The following is a 15,987-nucleotide window of genomic DNA, read 5'->3' as shown; positions in this document are numbered from 1 at the left end:
TACGCGGCCCCAGCCACCACACCACGATCAGAATCGACATCAACACCGGCGCGCCGCCGTGACACCAGCCACGACATCTTAAGTTGACGGCATTGGGACTAGCCGCCGGCGAAGGGCGGCAGGAACTCGACCGTCGACCCGGGGGGCACGAGCACGGCTCCGGGGTCCTCGGCGGTCACCGGCCGATCGCCGACCAGCACCGAGCAGATCGCGAGTACGTCGCCGAGCCGGGTCCCGGGGTGGAGAGCGAGGGCCTCGCGAAGCACCTCGGTGAGCGTCAACGGGCCGGAAGCGGGCAGCAGATCGGCCTCCACACCGGCCGCCGCCCGGGCCGAGGCCCAGTAGCGCACGCGTATGGATCGCGTTATGACATCTGTCTCGTCGCCCGGTGACGAGGTCTGGTGAGCGCCCATCTCCGATATTCTCCACTAATCGCGTTTGTGCCGAGCACCCGCCAGGAGGAGTTGCCGATGAGCGCATTGCTGCTGCTGACCAGCGCGCTCCAGCCCTCGGCGGAGGTGCTGCCGGGCCTGGCGCTGCTCGGCCACTCGGTGAAGATCCTGCCCGCTGAGGGCAGCGCGCTGCTCGAAGCGCCGGACTCCGACCTGCTACTGGTCGACGGCCGCCAGGAGCTGGCCCACGCCCGCGACCTGTGCCGGCTGATCCGGACCACGGGCTCCGACATCCCGGTGCTGCTGGTGGTCACCGAAGGCGGCCTCGCGGTGGTCGCCGCCGACTGGGGCATGGACGACGTCGTACTCCACACCTGCGGCCCGGCCGAGCTTGAGGCCAGGATCAAGCTCGCGATCGGCCGGCTCGCCGCGCAGCGCGAGGCCGACGACCCCGAGTCGCACGTGATCCGCTCCGGCGAGGTCGTGGTCGACGACGCGACGTACACCGCCAAGCTGGGTGGCCGCCATCTCGACCTGACCTTCAAAGAGTTCGAGCTGCTGAAGTTCCTGGCCCAGCACCCCGGCCGGGTGTTCAGCCGCCAGCAGCTGCTGCAGGAGGTCTGGGGCTACGACTACTTCGGCGGCACCCGCACCGTCGATGTCCACGTCCGGCGGCTCCGCGCCAAGCTCGGCCCCGAGAACGAGACCCTGATCGGCACCGTCCGCAACGTCGGCTACCGCTTCGTCCTGCCTTCCAAGGAGAAGGAGCGCGCCGACGAGCGGAACGAGGAACGCACCGACGCCTGAGCTCGCGGCATTGCGCCGACCGGGCCCGTCGAGTAGGCAAATACAGCGTGAGGGTCCGGGATTCGCCGAATCAGGCGGCTTTTGCCTTCCCGGAGGGCCCGCGGCCCCCGACTGCCGTCCTCACGAGCCGGTTCCATACTGAGCCGTCCCACACCTCCACGATCGTGTTGCGATACGTGGCTAGGCCGTCCTTCCAGCCGGGGCTTGCCGCCGGTCACGAGGCGCGGGGGTCTTCGACCTCGGCACCTTCAGGCAGGTAGTCGAGCTGATCGCGTCGGTCATGGAGGCCGAGCGAATAGGCAACCGCGGTCTCTCGCCAGTTGGCCACCTCGATACCGAGGCGTTCGAACCGGCCGACCGATGCACATGCACGAGCCGTCCGTAGGAAGTCGCCGACGAACTGCGTCCTGGCCGGGCCGTCGAGGAACTCGATCCAAGGGAAGGGCTCCTGGAGGGTCTCCGCGAGACGCCCCGCGACCGCTTCGTCCATCACGATGGCCCCGATCAGCTGCGCGAGAGCACCCACCATCTCGTGCTCCTGCGACGCACTGCGTTCCTTCGACAGCCGTAGGGCCTCGCCGCCACGGCGGGTCAGAACGACGTCACCCTCGTCGAGGCGATCGATCACCTCGTTGAGGTTGCGCAGCAGTTCAGACAGGGTCACGGTACTCATGCCACAAATTGGACGGACGCCCGGCCAGTTCTGCTGGCCGGGCGCCCGACTCGTGGCGGCAACGGCTGGGCGACTTGCCCAGCCCGTCAACTTCCCGGTCTCGCGGGCACGGGGGATCCGCGACCCCGGGGCTCCCAGGTTTCCGCCACGGCACTTGGGGAGGCCGGTCTGTGTGTGATCTGCGTGAGATCTACCCGCACGCCTGTGATGTCCGGATTGTGTGGGTGACAAGCACCATTGCAGGCTTCGGCACCACCTGTCGACACCTTCGCACTCGCAAGTCCGTGCAACTGCATCAACTTGCAGACCAGTGTGCTCACTAGGCTGACGACTATGGTCGACCTGGTCGAAATCCGGACATGGGACTCAGCGGCGCGCGACGCCGTCGAACGCATCCGCTCCGCCAGCGCGGACGCCGACGGGCAGGATCCGCTCGATGAAGCGGCCTCGATGCGGCTCCGTGACGAGGGTCTGGAGACGTCCCGGATCTGGCTGGCCGGCGACTCCGGGTTCGCCGTACTGCACGACGGCGGGCTGGATCTAGCGGTCGCGCCGACGGCCCGGCGCTGTGGGTTCGGTACGGCGCTCGCGGCGGCCGCAGCGGCCGAGGCCAGCACCGCCTGGTCGCACGGCGACCACCCGGCCGCGGCCCGGCTGGCCGAGCGGCACGGCTTCCGGCGGGCCCGCGAGCTGTGGGTGATGCGGCGGCCCGCGACGGTGGCCCTGGACCCGGCGTCCGCCGATCCGCGGATCCGGACCTACCGGCCCGAGGACGACGCCGAGCTGCTGCGGGTCAACGCCGCCGCGTTCGCCGCGCACCCCGAGCAGGGTGCGATGGACACCGCCAACCTCGCGGCCCGGATGGCCGAGCCGTGGTTCGACCCGGCCGGGCTGTTCGTGGCCGATGGCCCGGAAGGCCTGCTCGGCTTCCACTGGACCAAGGTCCACCCGGACGGCACCGGCGAGGTGTACGTCGTCGGGATCGACCCGGCCGCGCAGGGCCAGGGACTCGGCAAGGCGCTGACCTCGGCCGGGCTCCACCACCTCGCCGGTCGCGGCGTACCCGAAGTGATCCTGTACGTCGAGTCCGACAACGCCCCCGCGATCGCGGTCTACTCCGGCCTCGGCTTCGGCCACGCCCCCGCCGACACCCATGTGCAGTATCGGCGCCCGACTGATCCCTGAGACACGTGTCGGTGCCCTCGGTCATGATGTGCGGGTCATGACCAGGTGGACCGCAGAGCAGGTGGCCAAGGTGGCCCCCGACCCGTCGTCGCTCGCCGCTGCGCGCCGGCTCGCCTCGCCGGGTCCCTGGTCGGACACCGGGAGCACCGACCAGCTGGTGTGGGGCAAGTGCCAAGGCTCGGGCAGCAAGCCGTACCAGGTCACCGTCGACCTGGCCGGTCCGGCTTTCAAGTGCTCCTGCCCCAGCCGCAAGTTCCCGTGCAAGCACGCCTTGGCCCTTATCATGCTCTGGGTCGACGGCGCCGGCACGGTCGCGTCGGTGGAGACGGCCGCCGACTTCGCCCAGGCCTGGGCAGAGCAGCGGGCCGGTACGGCGGCCCGCGCGGCGGCGCGAACCAAGGCTCCTCCGGACCCGGCGGCGCAGGCCAAGCGGCGCGAGGAACGGCTGTCGCTGATGGACGCCGGGATCGTGGACTTCTCGACCTGGCTCGGCGACCTGGTCCGTGGCGGGACAGCGGCGGCGCGGCACCAGCCCTGCTCCTGGTGGGACGGCACCGCCGCCCGCCTGGTCGATGCCCAGCTGCCCGGTCTGGCCGAGCAGGTCCGGGCGATGTCCTCTGACGTCATCGCCCGCGATGACTGGGCCGACCACCTCCTGGCCACGGTCGGGCGCTGGTGGACCGCAACCCGGGCATGGACCGCGCGCGACCGCCTCTCGGCCGACGAGGTCGGGGACCTGCGGGCCTACCTCGGCTGGTCGTTCGCCACCGACGAGATCCGCAGCGGCGACGCCGTCGACGACACGTGGCTGGTCCTCGGAGCCCATCGCAGCGACAACGGCCGCCTCCAGCAGCAGCGCACCTGGCTCTGGGGCGAGACGACTCACGAGATCGTCCAGGTGCTCGACTTCGCCGCCACCGGCCAGGCGCTCGCCGTACCGCAGGTCGTGGGCGCGGTGCTGCAGGCGACGATGGCGCGATACCCGGGTACGACGGTCCGCCGGGCGCTGTTCGCCAGCGATCCGGTCGCGATCGACACCCGGCGCGGGCTGCCGGCCGGCGGGACAGTCGACGACGCGTGGGCGCGCGCGGCCGAGGCCCGGGCGGCGAACCCGTGGGCCGGTCGCGTGCCGGTCATCCTGGACAGCGTCTGGGTCACCCCTGGCTCTCCGTCGTACGTCGTGGACGGTACGGGCGGCTCGGTCAGCCTGTCCGCGGACACCGCCGTCTGGGACCTGCTGGCGACCTCCGGCGGCCGTCCGGTCGACGTCTTCGGTGAGCTGGAGCGCGGACGGCTCCGCATCCTCTCGTTCGTCGGCGCCAAGGAGCTGGTGGCGCTGTGAGCTCGATCGACACCTGGTGGACAGGCCTGCGAACCGCCGCCCTGGTCGGCACCAACCGGCGCCCGCCTCCGCCGCTGCCCGACTTCGGGATCCTCCCGAGGGTCGACGCCCGCGCCGAGGAGGCACTGCTCGACGCCGCCGCTCTCGGTGCCGCGATCCGCCGGTCGGGCGTCCGGGCGGCCACCGAGCGAGGCCCGACCGAGCCCGCACCCGAGGAGAATCAGCCGGAGGCTCCCCCTGCCGCCGGGTCGCTGCTCGAGCTGCTCCTGACCCAGATGGCCGCAGGCGGGAGGCAGCGCCTGCTCCTGGTCGGCCACTGGTGCCGCGAGGCCGCGGTGGCCGACAGGCGAGCACCGCACCGGCTGCTTCCCCAGCTGCTCGAGCTGGCGACGGTCGAGCAGAGCATGCGAGCGGTCGCCGCCGGCGTGGCCGGGGAGCGCGGTCGGTGGCTGGGCTCGCTGAACGCCGAGTGGGACTGGCTCACCACGAGTGGCCCCGCGGTGGCCGACGACGACTGGCGTGTGCTCCCTCTCGACGCGAGGGTAGGCAGGCTGACCCGGCTCCGGACCGATGACCCGGCCGCGGCCCGTGACCTCATCCGGTCCACCTGGTCGGTCGACGGCGCGGGACACCGGAAGGCCCAGCTCGAGACGGTGCGGATCGGACTCAGCCCGGACGACGAGGAGCTGCTGGAACAGGCCCTCGACGACCGGGCCGCGTCGGTGCGCGAGCTGGCGGCCGCCCTTCTCGACGGCCTTCCCGAGTCGGCGCGCGCCGAGCGCATGGCCGCCCGGCTGCGCCCCCTGATCCAGGCAACTGGCCTGCTGAAGCGAGACCTGGAGATCGGCCTGCCCGGAGAGCCGGACGCCACCGGAGTCCGGGACGGCCTGGGCAGGCCGCCCGGCGGCCGGAGCAAGCGTGGCTGGTGGCTGGAGCAGATCGTCGCCGGCGCCCCGCTCGAGGTCTGGGCCGAGCTCAGCCGTGGCGGTCCCTCCGCCGTCGTCTCCAGGATCACGGACGCCGAGGTGCTCCGCGGCCTTCATCGCGCCGTACTCGCCCGCCGCGACGACACCTGGGCGAAGGCGCTGCTCGAGCGCAGCTGGGACGGCCAACTGCTCGCGCTGCTGCCGCAGCCGGAACGCGAGCGGCTCGCTCGGGCGCAGCTGTCCACGGGGCGTGGGCTGCGGCAGCTCGGCATCGTGCTCACCGCCGTACCGCAGCCCTGGGGCTCGCGGTTCAGTGTCGCTGTCGTCGACCGGCTCGCCGACGACGACCAGGCGGACATGGCCTTCCGACATCTCTTCGACGAGCTCGCCGCCGGGCTGCACCCGGACGCACTCGCCCGGCTCGAGCAGTGGCGGCAGCGACCGAACGGCATCCCTCGCCCGGCCGCGTCCCTGCTCAAGTTCCGTTCCCTCAAGCGCTCGATCACGGAGGCCTTCAGATGACCACGACCAGCCCGCCGACCAGCACCGTCCTGCGAGCCCACGCCGAGGACCAGTACGCCGCCGAGCTCACCGCCCTGGCGGCGGCGGACGACCGACCGCGACCACCGCAGTGGCGGCTGTCGCCGTGGGCGGTCACGACGTACCTGCTCGGCGGCACGCTGCCGGACGGCACCGAGATCACCCCGAAGTACGTCGGCTCCCGGCGGCTGATGGAAGTGGCCGTGGCCTCGCTCGCCACCGACCGCGCCCTGCTGTTGCTCGGCGTCCCAGGGACGGCGAAGACCTGGGTGAGCGAACACCTCGCGGCCGCCGTCAGTGGCTCCTCGACCCGCGTCGTCCAGGGCACGGCCGGCACTCCGGAGGAGGCGCTGCGCTATGGCTGGAACTACGCCCGCCTGCTTGCCGAGGGTCCGAGCCGGGACGCACTGGTGCCGAGCCCGGTGATGCGGGCGATGGAGACGGGCAGGCTGGTCCGGATCGAGGAGCTGACCCGGATCCCGGCGGACGTGCAGGACTCCCTGATCACGATCCTGTCCGAGAAGCACCTCCCGATCCCCGAGCTCGATGATGAGGTCCAGGCACGACCGGGGTTCAACGTGATCGCCACCGCCAACAACCGGGACAAGGGCGTCAACGACCTGTCCTCCGCGCTCAAACGGCGCTTCAACACGCTGGTGCTGCCGCTCCCGGACACGCTCGACCAGGAGGTCGAGATCGTCCGGACCCGGGTGTCCGCGCTCGGCGCGTCGCTGCAGCTGCCCGCCGACCTGGAGTCGCTGTCGGAGATCGAGCGGGTGGTGACGATCTTCCGGGAGCTCCGCTCCGGGCTCACCGCGGATCAGCGGACGACGATCAAGTCGCCGTCGGCGACGCTCTCGACGGCCGAGGCGATCTCGGTGATGACCAACGGTGTCGCGCTCGCCGCGCACTTCGGCGACGGCGTGGTCCGCGCAGACGATGTCGCCGCCGGCCTGGTCGGCGCCATCGTCAAGGACCCGGTGCAGGACCGCATCGTGTGGCAGGAGTACCTCGAGACAGTGGTCAAGGACCGGACCGACTGGACCGACCTGTACCGAGCCTGCCGCGAGCTCGGCTGACCGTGTCTACGTCCAGCGTCGAGATCCTCGGCGTCCGCCACCACGGCCCGGGCTCGGCCCGGTCGGTCGTCGCCGCGCTCGAGGAGCTGAGACCCGACCTCGTGCTGATCGAGGGTGCGCCCGAGCTCGACGCGCTGCTGCCGCTGGCCGGCGCGCCCGACCTGGTGCCGCCGGTCGCCGGGCTGGTGTACGCCGTCGACTCCCCGCGGCGGTCGTCGTTCTACCCGCTCGCGGCGTTCTCTCCGGAATGGGTGGCGATGCGCTGGGCGGTCGAGCGCGAGGTGGAGGTCCACTTCGCCGACCTGCCGGCGGCAGTCACCCTGGCGCCCGAGGACGACGCCGACAGCACGCCCTCGGCGCGCCGCCCGGACCCGCTGAGCGAGCTCGCCCGCGCCGCCGGGTACGACGACTCCGAGAGGTGGTGGGAGGACGCCATCGAGCATCGGCGTACCAGCACCCTGGAGCGGTTCGCCTCGCTCCGGGCGGCGATCGCGGAGGTGCGCGCCGACGAGGCCGAGGATCCCGAGAACGCGCGCCGTGAGGCCGCGATGCGCAAGGCGATCCGGGCCGGCATCCGGGCCGGCCGCGAGCGGATCGCCTTCGTCTGCGGCGCCTACCATGCACCGGCTCTGGAGCCGGACACGTTCCCGACGGCCGCCCACGACAACCGCCTGCTCACTGGTCTGCCGAAGACGAAGGTCGCGGCCACCTGGGCGCCCTGGACATCGAGCCGGCTGGCCTTCGCCAGCGGGTACGGCGCCGGCGTTACCTCGCCGGGCTGGTACCACCACCTGTTCGTGACTCCCGACGACGACGTGGTCCCGGCCTGGCTGGTGAAGGTCGCGCACGCGCTTCGTGCCGAGCAGATCGACGCCTCGCCGGCGTCGGTCGTGGAGGCGACCCGGCTGGCCGAGGCACTCGCCGCGGTCCGCGGCCGGCCGTCGGTCGGGCTGACCGAGCTCGGCGACGCGACCCGCGCCGTACTCACCGAGGGCTCCGAGCTGCCGCTGGCCCTGATCGAGCGGACGCTGGTGATCGGCACCGAGCTCGGCAGCGTGCCCGAGTCGACGCCGATGGTCCCTCTCGCGGCCGACCTCGCCCGCCAGCAGCGCTCGCTGCGGCTCAAGCCGTCCGCCGCTGCCACCACCGTGACCCTCGACCTGCGCAAGGAGGCACAGCTCGGGCGGTCGGTCCTGCTGCACCGGCTGGGGCTCCTCGGCATCGACTGGGGTGAGCAGGTCGATCCGGGCCGGTCGACGGGCACCTTCAAGGAGGCCTGGGAGCTCGAGTGGCGGCCCGAGCTCGCGGTCGCGCTGATCGAGGCAAACGTCCACGGCAACACGGTGGCGGCCGCCGCCGAGGCCAGGACCGAGGAGCTGGCCGGTGACGCCGAGGACCTCGCGGAGCTCGGTCGGCTGATCTCGAAGTGCCTGGTCGCCGACCTGCCCGGAGCACTGAGTGCCGTCGTCGCCGCACTCGCCGAGCGGACGGCCCGGCATCACGACACCTTGGCGCTGCTGCAGACCGTCGAGCCACTGGCGCAGACCTGCCGGTACGGCGACGTCCGCGGCGTGGACGTCTCGCAGGTCGGCGCCGTCCTCGACACGGTCCTCACGCGGGCGGCCGTCGGCCTCCGGGCGGCCTGCAGCGCGCTCGACGACGACGCCGCGGCAGACATCCGCGCCGCCATCGAGAGCGGCCAGCGAGGCGTGTCCCTGCTGGACCGCGAGCAGCTTTCGGCGCCCTGGCGGCAGGCACTGGTCGGCGTGGCCGGCGACCCGGCCATCCACGGCTCGGTCTCGGGCCGGGTCAACCGGCTGCTGCTCGATGCCGGCGCCCTGCCCCGCGAGGAGGCGGCGGCGCGGCTCAGCCGCCGGCTGTCGACCGCCGCCGACGCAGGGGCAGCGGCGGCCTGGCTCGACGGATTCCTGGCCGGCGACGCGCTGCTCCTGCTTCACGACGAGGACCTGCTCGGCATCGTCGACGGCTGGGTCAGCGAGATCGGCGAGACGACCTTCGAGGACCTGCTGCCGCTGCTGCGGCGTACGTTCTCGCGGTTCGAGGCCGCGGAGCGCCGTCAGATCGGCAGCAAGGTGCGCGACATCGGCCGGGCTGCCGCGTCTCCGGCCACCACCGATCACTTCGATCTCGACCGCGCGATGCCGGCGGTCGCGACGGTCGGACGACTGCTCGGACTGGAGGCGGCCCGATGACCGAGGAGCGCGATCGGCTCACCCGCTGGCGGCTCGCCCTTGGTGGCGACGACGCAGACGGCTTCGGGGACGCGGTCAGCCTCACCGCCGACGACGCCACCCGCGACCGCGCGCTGACCGAGCTGTACGACGGAGACCGCCGCGGCGGGCTCGGTGCCTCGGCGCCGCGCGTCGCCCGTTGGCTCGGAGACATCCGCGGCTACTTCCCCTCGTCGGTCGTGCAGGTGATGCAGGCCGACGCGATGGACCGGCTCGGCCTCACCCAGCTGCTGCTCGAACCCGAGCTGATGGAGGCCGTGCAACCCGACATCAACCTGGTGTCCACGCTGGTCGGCCTGAACGGTGTGATCCCCGAGCACTCGCGAGCGACCGCCCGGGCCGTGGTCCGCACCGTCACCGACGAGCTGGAGGAGCGGCTCCGGTCGCAGACCGTGCAGGCGGTCAGCGGCGCCCTCGACCGGGCGGCGCGCACTCGCCGACCGCGGCTTCGAGACGTCGACTGGCAGCGCACGATCGCGGCGAACCTCAAGCACTACCAGCCGGAGTACCGCACGATCGTCCCCGAGCGGCTGGTCGGCTACGCCCGGAGGACGACCCGGGTCGAGCGCCATGTCGTCCTCTGCATCGACCAGTCGGGCTCGATGGCCGAGTCGGTCGTCTACTCCAGCGTGTTCGGAGCGGTGCTGGCCTCGCTCCGGTCGCTTGCCACCTCCCTGGTCGTCTTCGACACCGAGGTGGTCGACCTGACCGACGAGATCGACGACCCGGTGGACGTGTTGTTCGGCGTGCAGCTCGGCGGCGGCACCGACATCAACCGCGCTCTCGCGTACTGCCAGGGCCTGATCCAGCAGCCCAACGACACCATCGTGGTGCTGATCAGCGACCTCTACGAAGGCGGCATCGCCGAGGAGATGCTGCGCCGGGCCTCGGCGATCGTCGACTCCGGAGCCACGATGATCGCGCTGCTGGCGCTCAGCGACTCCGGCCGGCCGTCGTTCGACGCGGCGCACGCCGCCGCCCTCGCCGGGATCGGCGTACCCGCCTTCGCGTGTACGCCGGACAAGTTCCCCGACCTGATGGCCGCCGCGATCGAGCGCCGCGACATCGCGAGCTGGGCGGCCGACAATGACATCGTGACCAGCCACACCGACGGGTGAACTAGAAGCAGTTCCGCGAGCGGTGCGCCTCCCTGCTGACCCACGAGCTCCACGAGTTGTAGAGGAAGAGGGTGTACCTTACGCAGTCGCCGTCCACTTGAAATTCGCGAGCCTGGCGGGCGAAGGTCTCGAACTGCGCCGAGCCCACCGAACAGGCTGCCCCGGCCATCCGACCGGGGACGCCCAAGCGCCCGACGAGGGAGGCACACAACCCCCAGTGGTCCGAGATCATCTCCGCGTCCTGGATGAACCGCGTAGTGCCCTCCCTGCTGTAGTAGATGTTCGCGCCCCACCAGTTGGTCTCGTTCTGCTGCAACGGCACGGCCTCGGTCCGCATCGTGTACTTGTACGACTGGTCAGACCACTGGCCGACGTAGTCGACCGCGACCACGTAGAACTCGTAAGCATGGCCTGGAGTCCGACCCGGCCAGTACGACCAGCAGCATCCTCCGGTCGTCAGGAGAGAGAAGCCGTGGCCGGCCGTGGCGTCCCTTCCGTACACCCGGTAGTGGTGGACGTACGGCGTTGAGCTGGCGTCAAAGTAGAGCTTGATCCAGTCGCGTCCGGAGTCCGCACGGAGCGCGGTAGGCGCCTGCGGCCGCGGAGGCATGGGCCGGCCTTGGATGACGTTGGACGGGGCGCTGTCGCCGGCCGCATTCGTGGCCCGCACGCGGAACTCGTAATAGTGCCCGTTGGTCAGGTACTTGGCCTCGAACCGCGTGTTCGGGGTCGGGTACGGCATCCGGCGCCAACCCTCGCCGGCGGTCACGTCCCGCATCTCGATCCAGTAGTAGACGTTGGCCGTCGCACTCGGATTCCAGGCGAACCACAGCTCACCGTTGCCCCAGAGCGAGAAATGCAGGTTGGTCGGCGCCTGCGGGAACGGCGGCAACGGTCGCGCGGACGCGACGTTCGATGGCGCGCTGTCGCCCGACATGTTGGTGGCGCGCACCCGGAACGAGTAGGTGTGACCGTTGACCAGGTACTCCACGGTGTGCGAAGTCTTGTCGGTCGGGTACTTCAGCCGGTGCCAGTTCTCACCGGCCGTGACGTCCCGCATCTCGATCCAGTAGTAGACGCTGCCGGTCGGGCTGGCGTTCCAGCGCAGGGTGACCTTCCCGTCCCCGGGCGTCGCCGTCAGGCCCGACGGTGGTGCGGGTAACGGCGGCATCGGCCGGGCCGAGGCGATGTTGCTGCGCCCGCTGTCACCGGACGCGTTCGTGGCGGTGACGAAGTACTCGTAGGTGATTCCATTGGTGAGGAAGGTCGCGGTGAACGAGAGCTTGTCGGTCGGATACTGAGTACGCTGCCAGCCCTCGCCCGCGGCGCGGTAGTAGATCCAGTAGTAGACATTCGGCGTGGGGCTCGCATTCCAGCCCAACGTCACCCGGCCGTCACCGGCGGTCGCGGTCAGGCCGGACGGCGGCGCCGGCAGGCCGCCGTACGACGTCACCCGGATGGTGCCCGAGGTCGGGCCCTCGCCGGCCTGGTTGGTGGCCGACACCTTGAACTCGTAGACATCCCCGTGCCGGAGCGAGGTGAACGTGTGCTCCGGCTTCGAGGCCGGGTACGCCGTCTTCTGGAACCCTTCGCCGGCCGTCACGTTACGCCAGTAGATCCAGTAGTAGCAGCAGTCCGCGGCGGGCGGATCCCAGGTCAGGGCGATCGAGCCGTCTCCGGCCGAGGTGCCCGCGAGGTTCGTCGGCGCCCCGGGGAGGGCGTAGCTGGAGGTGGCTCGCACCACGTCCGAGGCCGGCCCGTCGCCGGCCAGGTTCGTGGCCTCGACCTTGAACTCGTAGACGTGGTTGTGCTCAAGAAGGCCGGCAACCGCCTCGGTGGTGGTCGCCGGGTAGGTCCACCGCTTGAAGCCCTCGCCGTCCGTGACATCGCGCGAGTAGACCCAGTAGTAGTTGCTGCCCCCTGGGTTCGCCCAGTCCAGCTTGATGGTGCCGTCGTTCCTGGGCGTGGCCGTCAGGCCGGTGACCTTGCCGGGCTTCGGGGGGAGCGGCCGTGCGCTGACCGTGTTGCTGTCCGGGCCTTCACCTGCCTGGTTGGTCGCGGTCACCTTGAACTCGTAGGTGTCGCCGTTCGTGAGCCATCCCATCGACACGCGCGGACCGTTCGTGATGGGGTACGCGCTCCGGGTGAAGTCGGTCGCCCCGCGGTCGACGTTGCGGTAGTACACCCAGTACCAGACGTCCGGTCCCGGCGGCGCGGTCCACTCAAGGTCGACCTTGCCGTCCCCGGCGACCGCCGTGAGCCCCGTCGGCGCGCCGGGCCGGGGGTACGTCGACACCGCCGAGGCGACATTGGACGCGGGGCCCTCGCCGCCCTGGCTGGTGGCGGTCACCTTGAACTCGTACCGGTGGTTGTGGGCGAGGTAGCCGGCCGTCGCCGTGGTCGCTCCTGTGGACGGATAGGCCCACTGCGTGAACTCGGCATCGGGGTTCTCGGTGACGTCGCGCTGGTAGATCAGGTACCAGACCGGCTCGCCGGGCGGCGCGGTCCAGTCGAGCTTGATGGTCCCGTCGTCCTGAGCGGTCGCCGTGAGGCTGGTCGGCGCCGGTGGCTTGTCGTAGACCGCGGTGGCGCGCGCCAGGTTCGACGGGTCGCTCTCGCCGCCGCCGTGCTTGGCCGTCACCTTGAACTCGTACTCGTGGCCGTGCAGCAGCGACTTGACCGTGTGGGTCGTCTGCCATGGGTCGGGGAACCAGGAGTTCGTGAACGCCGTTTCGCCCGCCGTGATGTCGCGCTTGTAGACGGTGTAGAGGACGTTCTGCGAGGTCGCGGTCCAGTCGAGGACGATCTCGCCCTTGCCCGTGGCGGTCGCGGTGAGGTTCGCGGGCGCCGGCGGCGGGCGCAGCGTCAAAGTGAGGCTTGCGGTGTTCGAGAACGGCCCCTCGCCGACCGCGTTCTCGGCGGTCACCTTGAACTCGTAGGTGTGGTCGTCCTTGAGGAGCGACAGATCCATCGACGTCGCGGTCGTGCCGCCGGCGTACCGCGAGAACATGGTCTGCCCTGCGGTCACGTCGCGCTGGTAGAGCCGGTACTTGATGCCGGTGCCGGGGACCGGGTCCCACCGCACCTTGACCAGGCCGTCATCGGTCGCCGACGCGGTCAGCCCGGTCGGCGCCGCCGGCAGGCCGCCCGGGTCCGGTGTCGGGCGCGGCCAGGCGACCTTGACGAAACGCGGCCGGTAGATGCGGGCATCGGCGTAGTTGTCCTTGTCGTTCAGGCTGTTGACGTTGTACGACACGACCAGGTTGCCGCCGCTGCCGAACGCGGAGTGCACGTGCGCGTCGTAAGTGATCACCGGCTTGCCGGGGTACTCCTGCGGAGCCTCGAAGAGGTGGACCGGGCCGGTGAACGGCCCCGTCGGCGAGTCCGCGGTGTACCCGACGTACGCGGGACTGAACGTGAGGTTGGTGTCGGCGGTGACCAGGGCGTACTTGCCGCCCACCTCGACCACCGAGAAGGCGGTGCCCACTCCCCTGAACAGCCGGCCCGCGTCCGCCTCCGAGCTCGACCAGCCCGACCCGGTGAAGAACTGCCAGCCGCCGCCGAGCGCGCCGTGCGGCATTCGAGCCACGTGTGCGAACCGGGTCCCGTCGCCGGGGTCGCTGCTGCCGTAGACGTAGGTGTAGTCGTCGTCGTTGAGTACCGCGGAGCCCCAGGCGATGGTGTCGCCCAGCGGCAGCGCGCGGATGTTGGTGACGGCGAGCCCCGGCAGGCTGAACGTGACCAGCGAGGTGCCGGTCATCCGCACGTCCAGGCCGCCCTCGCCGGTCTTCTCGTAGGTGTTGTAGAGCACCTGCAGCTCATCGCCGGCGACCAGGCCGTCGCCGACCCAGTACTGCAGGCTCGATCCGTCCACGGCGACCTTCGCCTTCGGCGCCGCGGTGGTGCCGCCGTGCAGCGTCTGCCCGAGCCGCCCGTCGGCGCCCTGCACGACCAGCGTGTTGTTGACCATCGGCGAGCTCGCCGGCCGGGAGTGGTCGGCGTTCACAGCGCCCAGGAAGGTGTCGGAGAACAGCCAGGCGACCCGCCCGTCCGGCAGCTGGATCGACGCGGTGCGGTCGCCGCCGGTCCAGTGCCCGCCGGCGTCGCCGTACTCCCGCCACAGCTTGTTCAGATCGCTGCTGGCGGACCAGTCCGCGGCCCGCATGGTCACCGGCGTGGTCGGCGGTGCATCGCCAATGCGGTTGTAAGCGGTGACGACGACGTTCACCGGCAGGCTGTCCGCGGGCAGTCGGAGCGTCCGGGCGTCGGGAGAGCGCGAGACGTAGAGCGGGAACCCGTCGCTGGAGCTGACGGTGTATCCCTCGACCGGCGGACCGGACGCCGGCGGCTGCCAGGTGAGCACGGCGGACTGACCGTCGGCCGCGGGGGTCGACACCACGTCGGTCGCCGATCCGGGCGGGCCGGTGAAGGCACCTGGCGGCGAGATGTGCAGCGTGATCGAGTCGGTCGCCACCTGGCCGCTGTTGGAGGTCACCCGGAGCGTGACGGTGTGGTCGCCTGCGGGCAGCGTGAGGATGATGAACGGCAGCGTCATCGTCCCCACGAAGCCGTTCCCGTAGTCCCAGGCGTAGCTGTCGGGTACGCCGTCGGCGTCCAGCGACTGCGCTGCGGACAGCGCGAACGCCGTGTTCGGGACCAAGTCGTTGGGGTCGGGCGGGGTGATCTCGGCGATCGGCGCGCCCGGCTCCCCGGGCCGGTTCGCGAGTGCCGCGATGAACGTCGCGGCCCGCTGGGTGTAGGTGATCGTGCTCGCCGCATCGCCCACGGTGTGGTAGTTCAGGTGCTGGCTCATCCGGAACACGGTCCGGATGCCCTGACAGATCGGGTCGCCGTCATGGCAGTACGACGCGACCTTCTGATGGTCAGGAAACTCGGGGCGCTTGCTGTAGAGGAAGTTGAGCATGCCGCCGCGCTTGGGGTTGAAGTCGCCGCGGACGGCCTTCGACGCGCCGTTGAAGCGCGGGTCGCCCCACATGGCCATGCCCAGCACGTGGCCGCGCTGTTCGGGCGACAGCAGCTCGTAGACGTCGGCCGAGACCTGTGCTCCCTGGCTGTAGCCGGCCAGGATCAGCTTCGACTGGCTGCATCGCTCGATCTCGTGCTCGATCTGGTCCTTGAGCACCGCGATGCCGGACGCCACCGACCTCGTGTAGGTGGCTATCCCGACCGAGAGGTTCTGGTTCTGGTTCAGCAGCAGGTCGATCCAGGTCGCGAGATCGCCGATGCCCCCCACGACCGCGTTCATGGCCGGGTACGGGTTGGCCCAGACCTCCACACTGTCGGCGGGCAGCTTGGCCTTCAGCTTCTCGGTGAAGTCGTTCACCTCGTTGCCGAGACCACTCGGTGGGTTGTCCATCTTCTGGCCGGACCCGCGCGAGCCCAGGACGATATAGGGCTTGCAGCTCGGATCGTCGGCGCGCGCCGGCGCAGCGGTAGCCACCTGGACCGCTTGCAGCAGGGCGGCCAGCACCGCGAGCGCAACGAACGCCCCGATCCAGTCCTTCACACCGCGCGTACTCGGGATGTGTCCGCGGCCTCGGGCCGCCATTCGCCGTCCGAGCACGGGTCCTCCAGCTAGTCGTGGAGGCGCGAGGCCCCCGGTCACCATCGGCTAGCGGCCGACCCGGACGTCCGCGAGAACACCACTCTGGC

10 protein-coding genes are annotated in these 15,987 nt (G+C 71.0%); 7 read left to right on the top strand and 3 right to left on the bottom strand.

All coding sequences use genetic code 11. The features are described from left to right. Window positions 1-98 precede the first annotated feature (98 nt). Window positions 99-350 carry a MoaD/ThiS family protein gene (locus DDV73_RS13590; RefSeq protein ID WP_240617270.1) on the bottom strand — a complete coding sequence of 84 codons (252 nt, stop codon included), beginning with the start codon at window positions 348-350 and terminating at the stop codon, window positions 99-101. Between the two features lie 120 nt (window positions 351-470). Between DDV73_RS13590 and DDV73_RS13585 the strand changes: the two genes are divergently transcribed. Further along, window positions 471-1,199, top strand: a complete 729-nt coding sequence (locus DDV73_RS13585) for a response regulator transcription factor (RefSeq protein WP_109507787.1) — start codon at window positions 471-473, stop codon at window positions 1,197-1,199. A gap of 214 nt (window positions 1,200-1,413) precedes the next feature. Here DDV73_RS13585 and DDV73_RS13580 read toward each other — a convergent pair whose 3' ends face one another. Continuing rightward, a complete protein-coding gene (locus tag DDV73_RS13580) occupies window positions 1,414-1,827 on the bottom strand; it encodes a hypothetical protein (protein ID WP_161962388.1) in 414 nt (137 codons plus the stop codon). 378 nt (window positions 1,828-2,205) lie between these two features. Here DDV73_RS13580 and mshD point away from each other — a divergent pair, with 378 nt between their 5' ends. The 6 genes from mshD to DDV73_RS13550 are packed head-to-tail and all read left to right on the top strand — an operon-like array spanning window position 2,206 to window position 10,314. Next, the gene (gene mshD / locus DDV73_RS13575; RefSeq protein WP_109507785.1) at window positions 2,206-3,057 is read left to right on the top strand and encodes a mycothiol synthase; all 852 of its coding nucleotides are present in this window, start codon (window positions 2,206-2,208) and stop codon (window positions 3,055-3,057) included. Window positions 3,058-3,094: 37 nt separating this feature from the next. After that, window positions 3,095-4,399, top strand: coding sequence for an SWIM zinc finger family protein (locus DDV73_RS13570; RefSeq protein ID WP_109507784.1), 1,305 nt, complete (start codon window positions 3,095-3,097; stop codon window positions 4,397-4,399). Further along, the gene (locus DDV73_RS13565) at window positions 4,396-5,847 is read left to right on the top strand and encodes a DUF5691 domain-containing protein (RefSeq protein WP_109507783.1); all 1,452 of its coding nucleotides are present in this window, start codon (window positions 4,396-4,398) and stop codon (window positions 5,845-5,847) included. Before DDV73_RS13570 ends, DDV73_RS13565 begins: the two co-directional genes overlap by 4 nt. Further along, the gene (locus tag DDV73_RS13560; protein WP_109507782.1) at window positions 5,844-6,944 is read left to right on the top strand and encodes an ATP-binding protein; all 1,101 of its coding nucleotides are present in this window, start codon (window positions 5,844-5,846) and stop codon (window positions 6,942-6,944) included. The genes DDV73_RS13565 and DDV73_RS13560 overlap by 4 nt, the downstream gene beginning before the upstream one ends. Window positions 6,945-6,946: 2 nt before the next feature. Beyond that, window positions 6,947-9,157, top strand: coding sequence for a DUF5682 family protein (locus DDV73_RS13555; RefSeq protein ID WP_109507781.1), 2,211 nt, complete (start codon window positions 6,947-6,949; stop codon window positions 9,155-9,157). Further along, window positions 9,154-10,314 carry a VWA domain-containing protein gene (locus DDV73_RS13550; protein ID WP_109507780.1) on the top strand — a complete coding sequence of 387 codons (1,161 nt, stop codon included), beginning with the start codon at window positions 9,154-9,156 and terminating at the stop codon, window positions 10,312-10,314. Before DDV73_RS13555 ends, DDV73_RS13550 begins: the two co-directional genes overlap by 4 nt. Before the next feature lies 1 nt (window position 10,315). Here DDV73_RS13550 and DDV73_RS13545 read toward each other — a convergent pair whose 3' ends face one another. Then, window positions 10,316-15,841, bottom strand: a complete 5,526-nt coding sequence (locus DDV73_RS13545; protein WP_161962387.1) for a fibronectin type III domain-containing protein — start codon at window positions 15,839-15,841, stop codon at window positions 10,316-10,318. Between the last annotated feature and the right edge of the window lie 146 nt (window positions 15,842-15,987).

The organism is Nocardioides speluncae, assembly GCF_003121585.1.
Classification (GTDB): domain Bacteria; phylum Actinomycetota; class Actinomycetes; order Propionibacteriales; family Nocardioidaceae; genus Nocardioides; species Nocardioides speluncae.
The sequence above is the reverse complement of the archived record's forward strand: the minus strand, read 5'-3'. Positions and strand labels throughout refer to the sequence as shown.

Excerpts from the sequence above, each read along its gene's own strand:
- DDV73_RS13585 (WP_109507787.1), top strand. The coding sequence starts at position 471 with ATGAGCGCATTGCTGCTGCTGACCAGCGCGCTCCAGCCCTCGGCGGAG.
- mshD (WP_109507785.1), top strand. The coding sequence starts at position 2,206 with ATGGTCGACCTGGTCGAAATCCGGACATGGGACTCAGCGGCGCGCGAC.
- DDV73_RS13570 (WP_109507784.1), top strand. The coding sequence starts at position 3,095 with ATGACCAGGTGGACCGCAGAGCAGGTGGCCAAGGTGGCCCCCGACCCG.
- DDV73_RS13560 (WP_109507782.1), top strand. The coding sequence starts at position 5,844 with ATGACCACGACCAGCCCGCCGACCAGCACCGTCCTGCGAGCCCACGCC.
- DDV73_RS13550 (WP_109507780.1), top strand. The coding sequence starts at position 9,154 with ATGACCGAGGAGCGCGATCGGCTCACCCGCTGGCGGCTCGCCCTTGGT.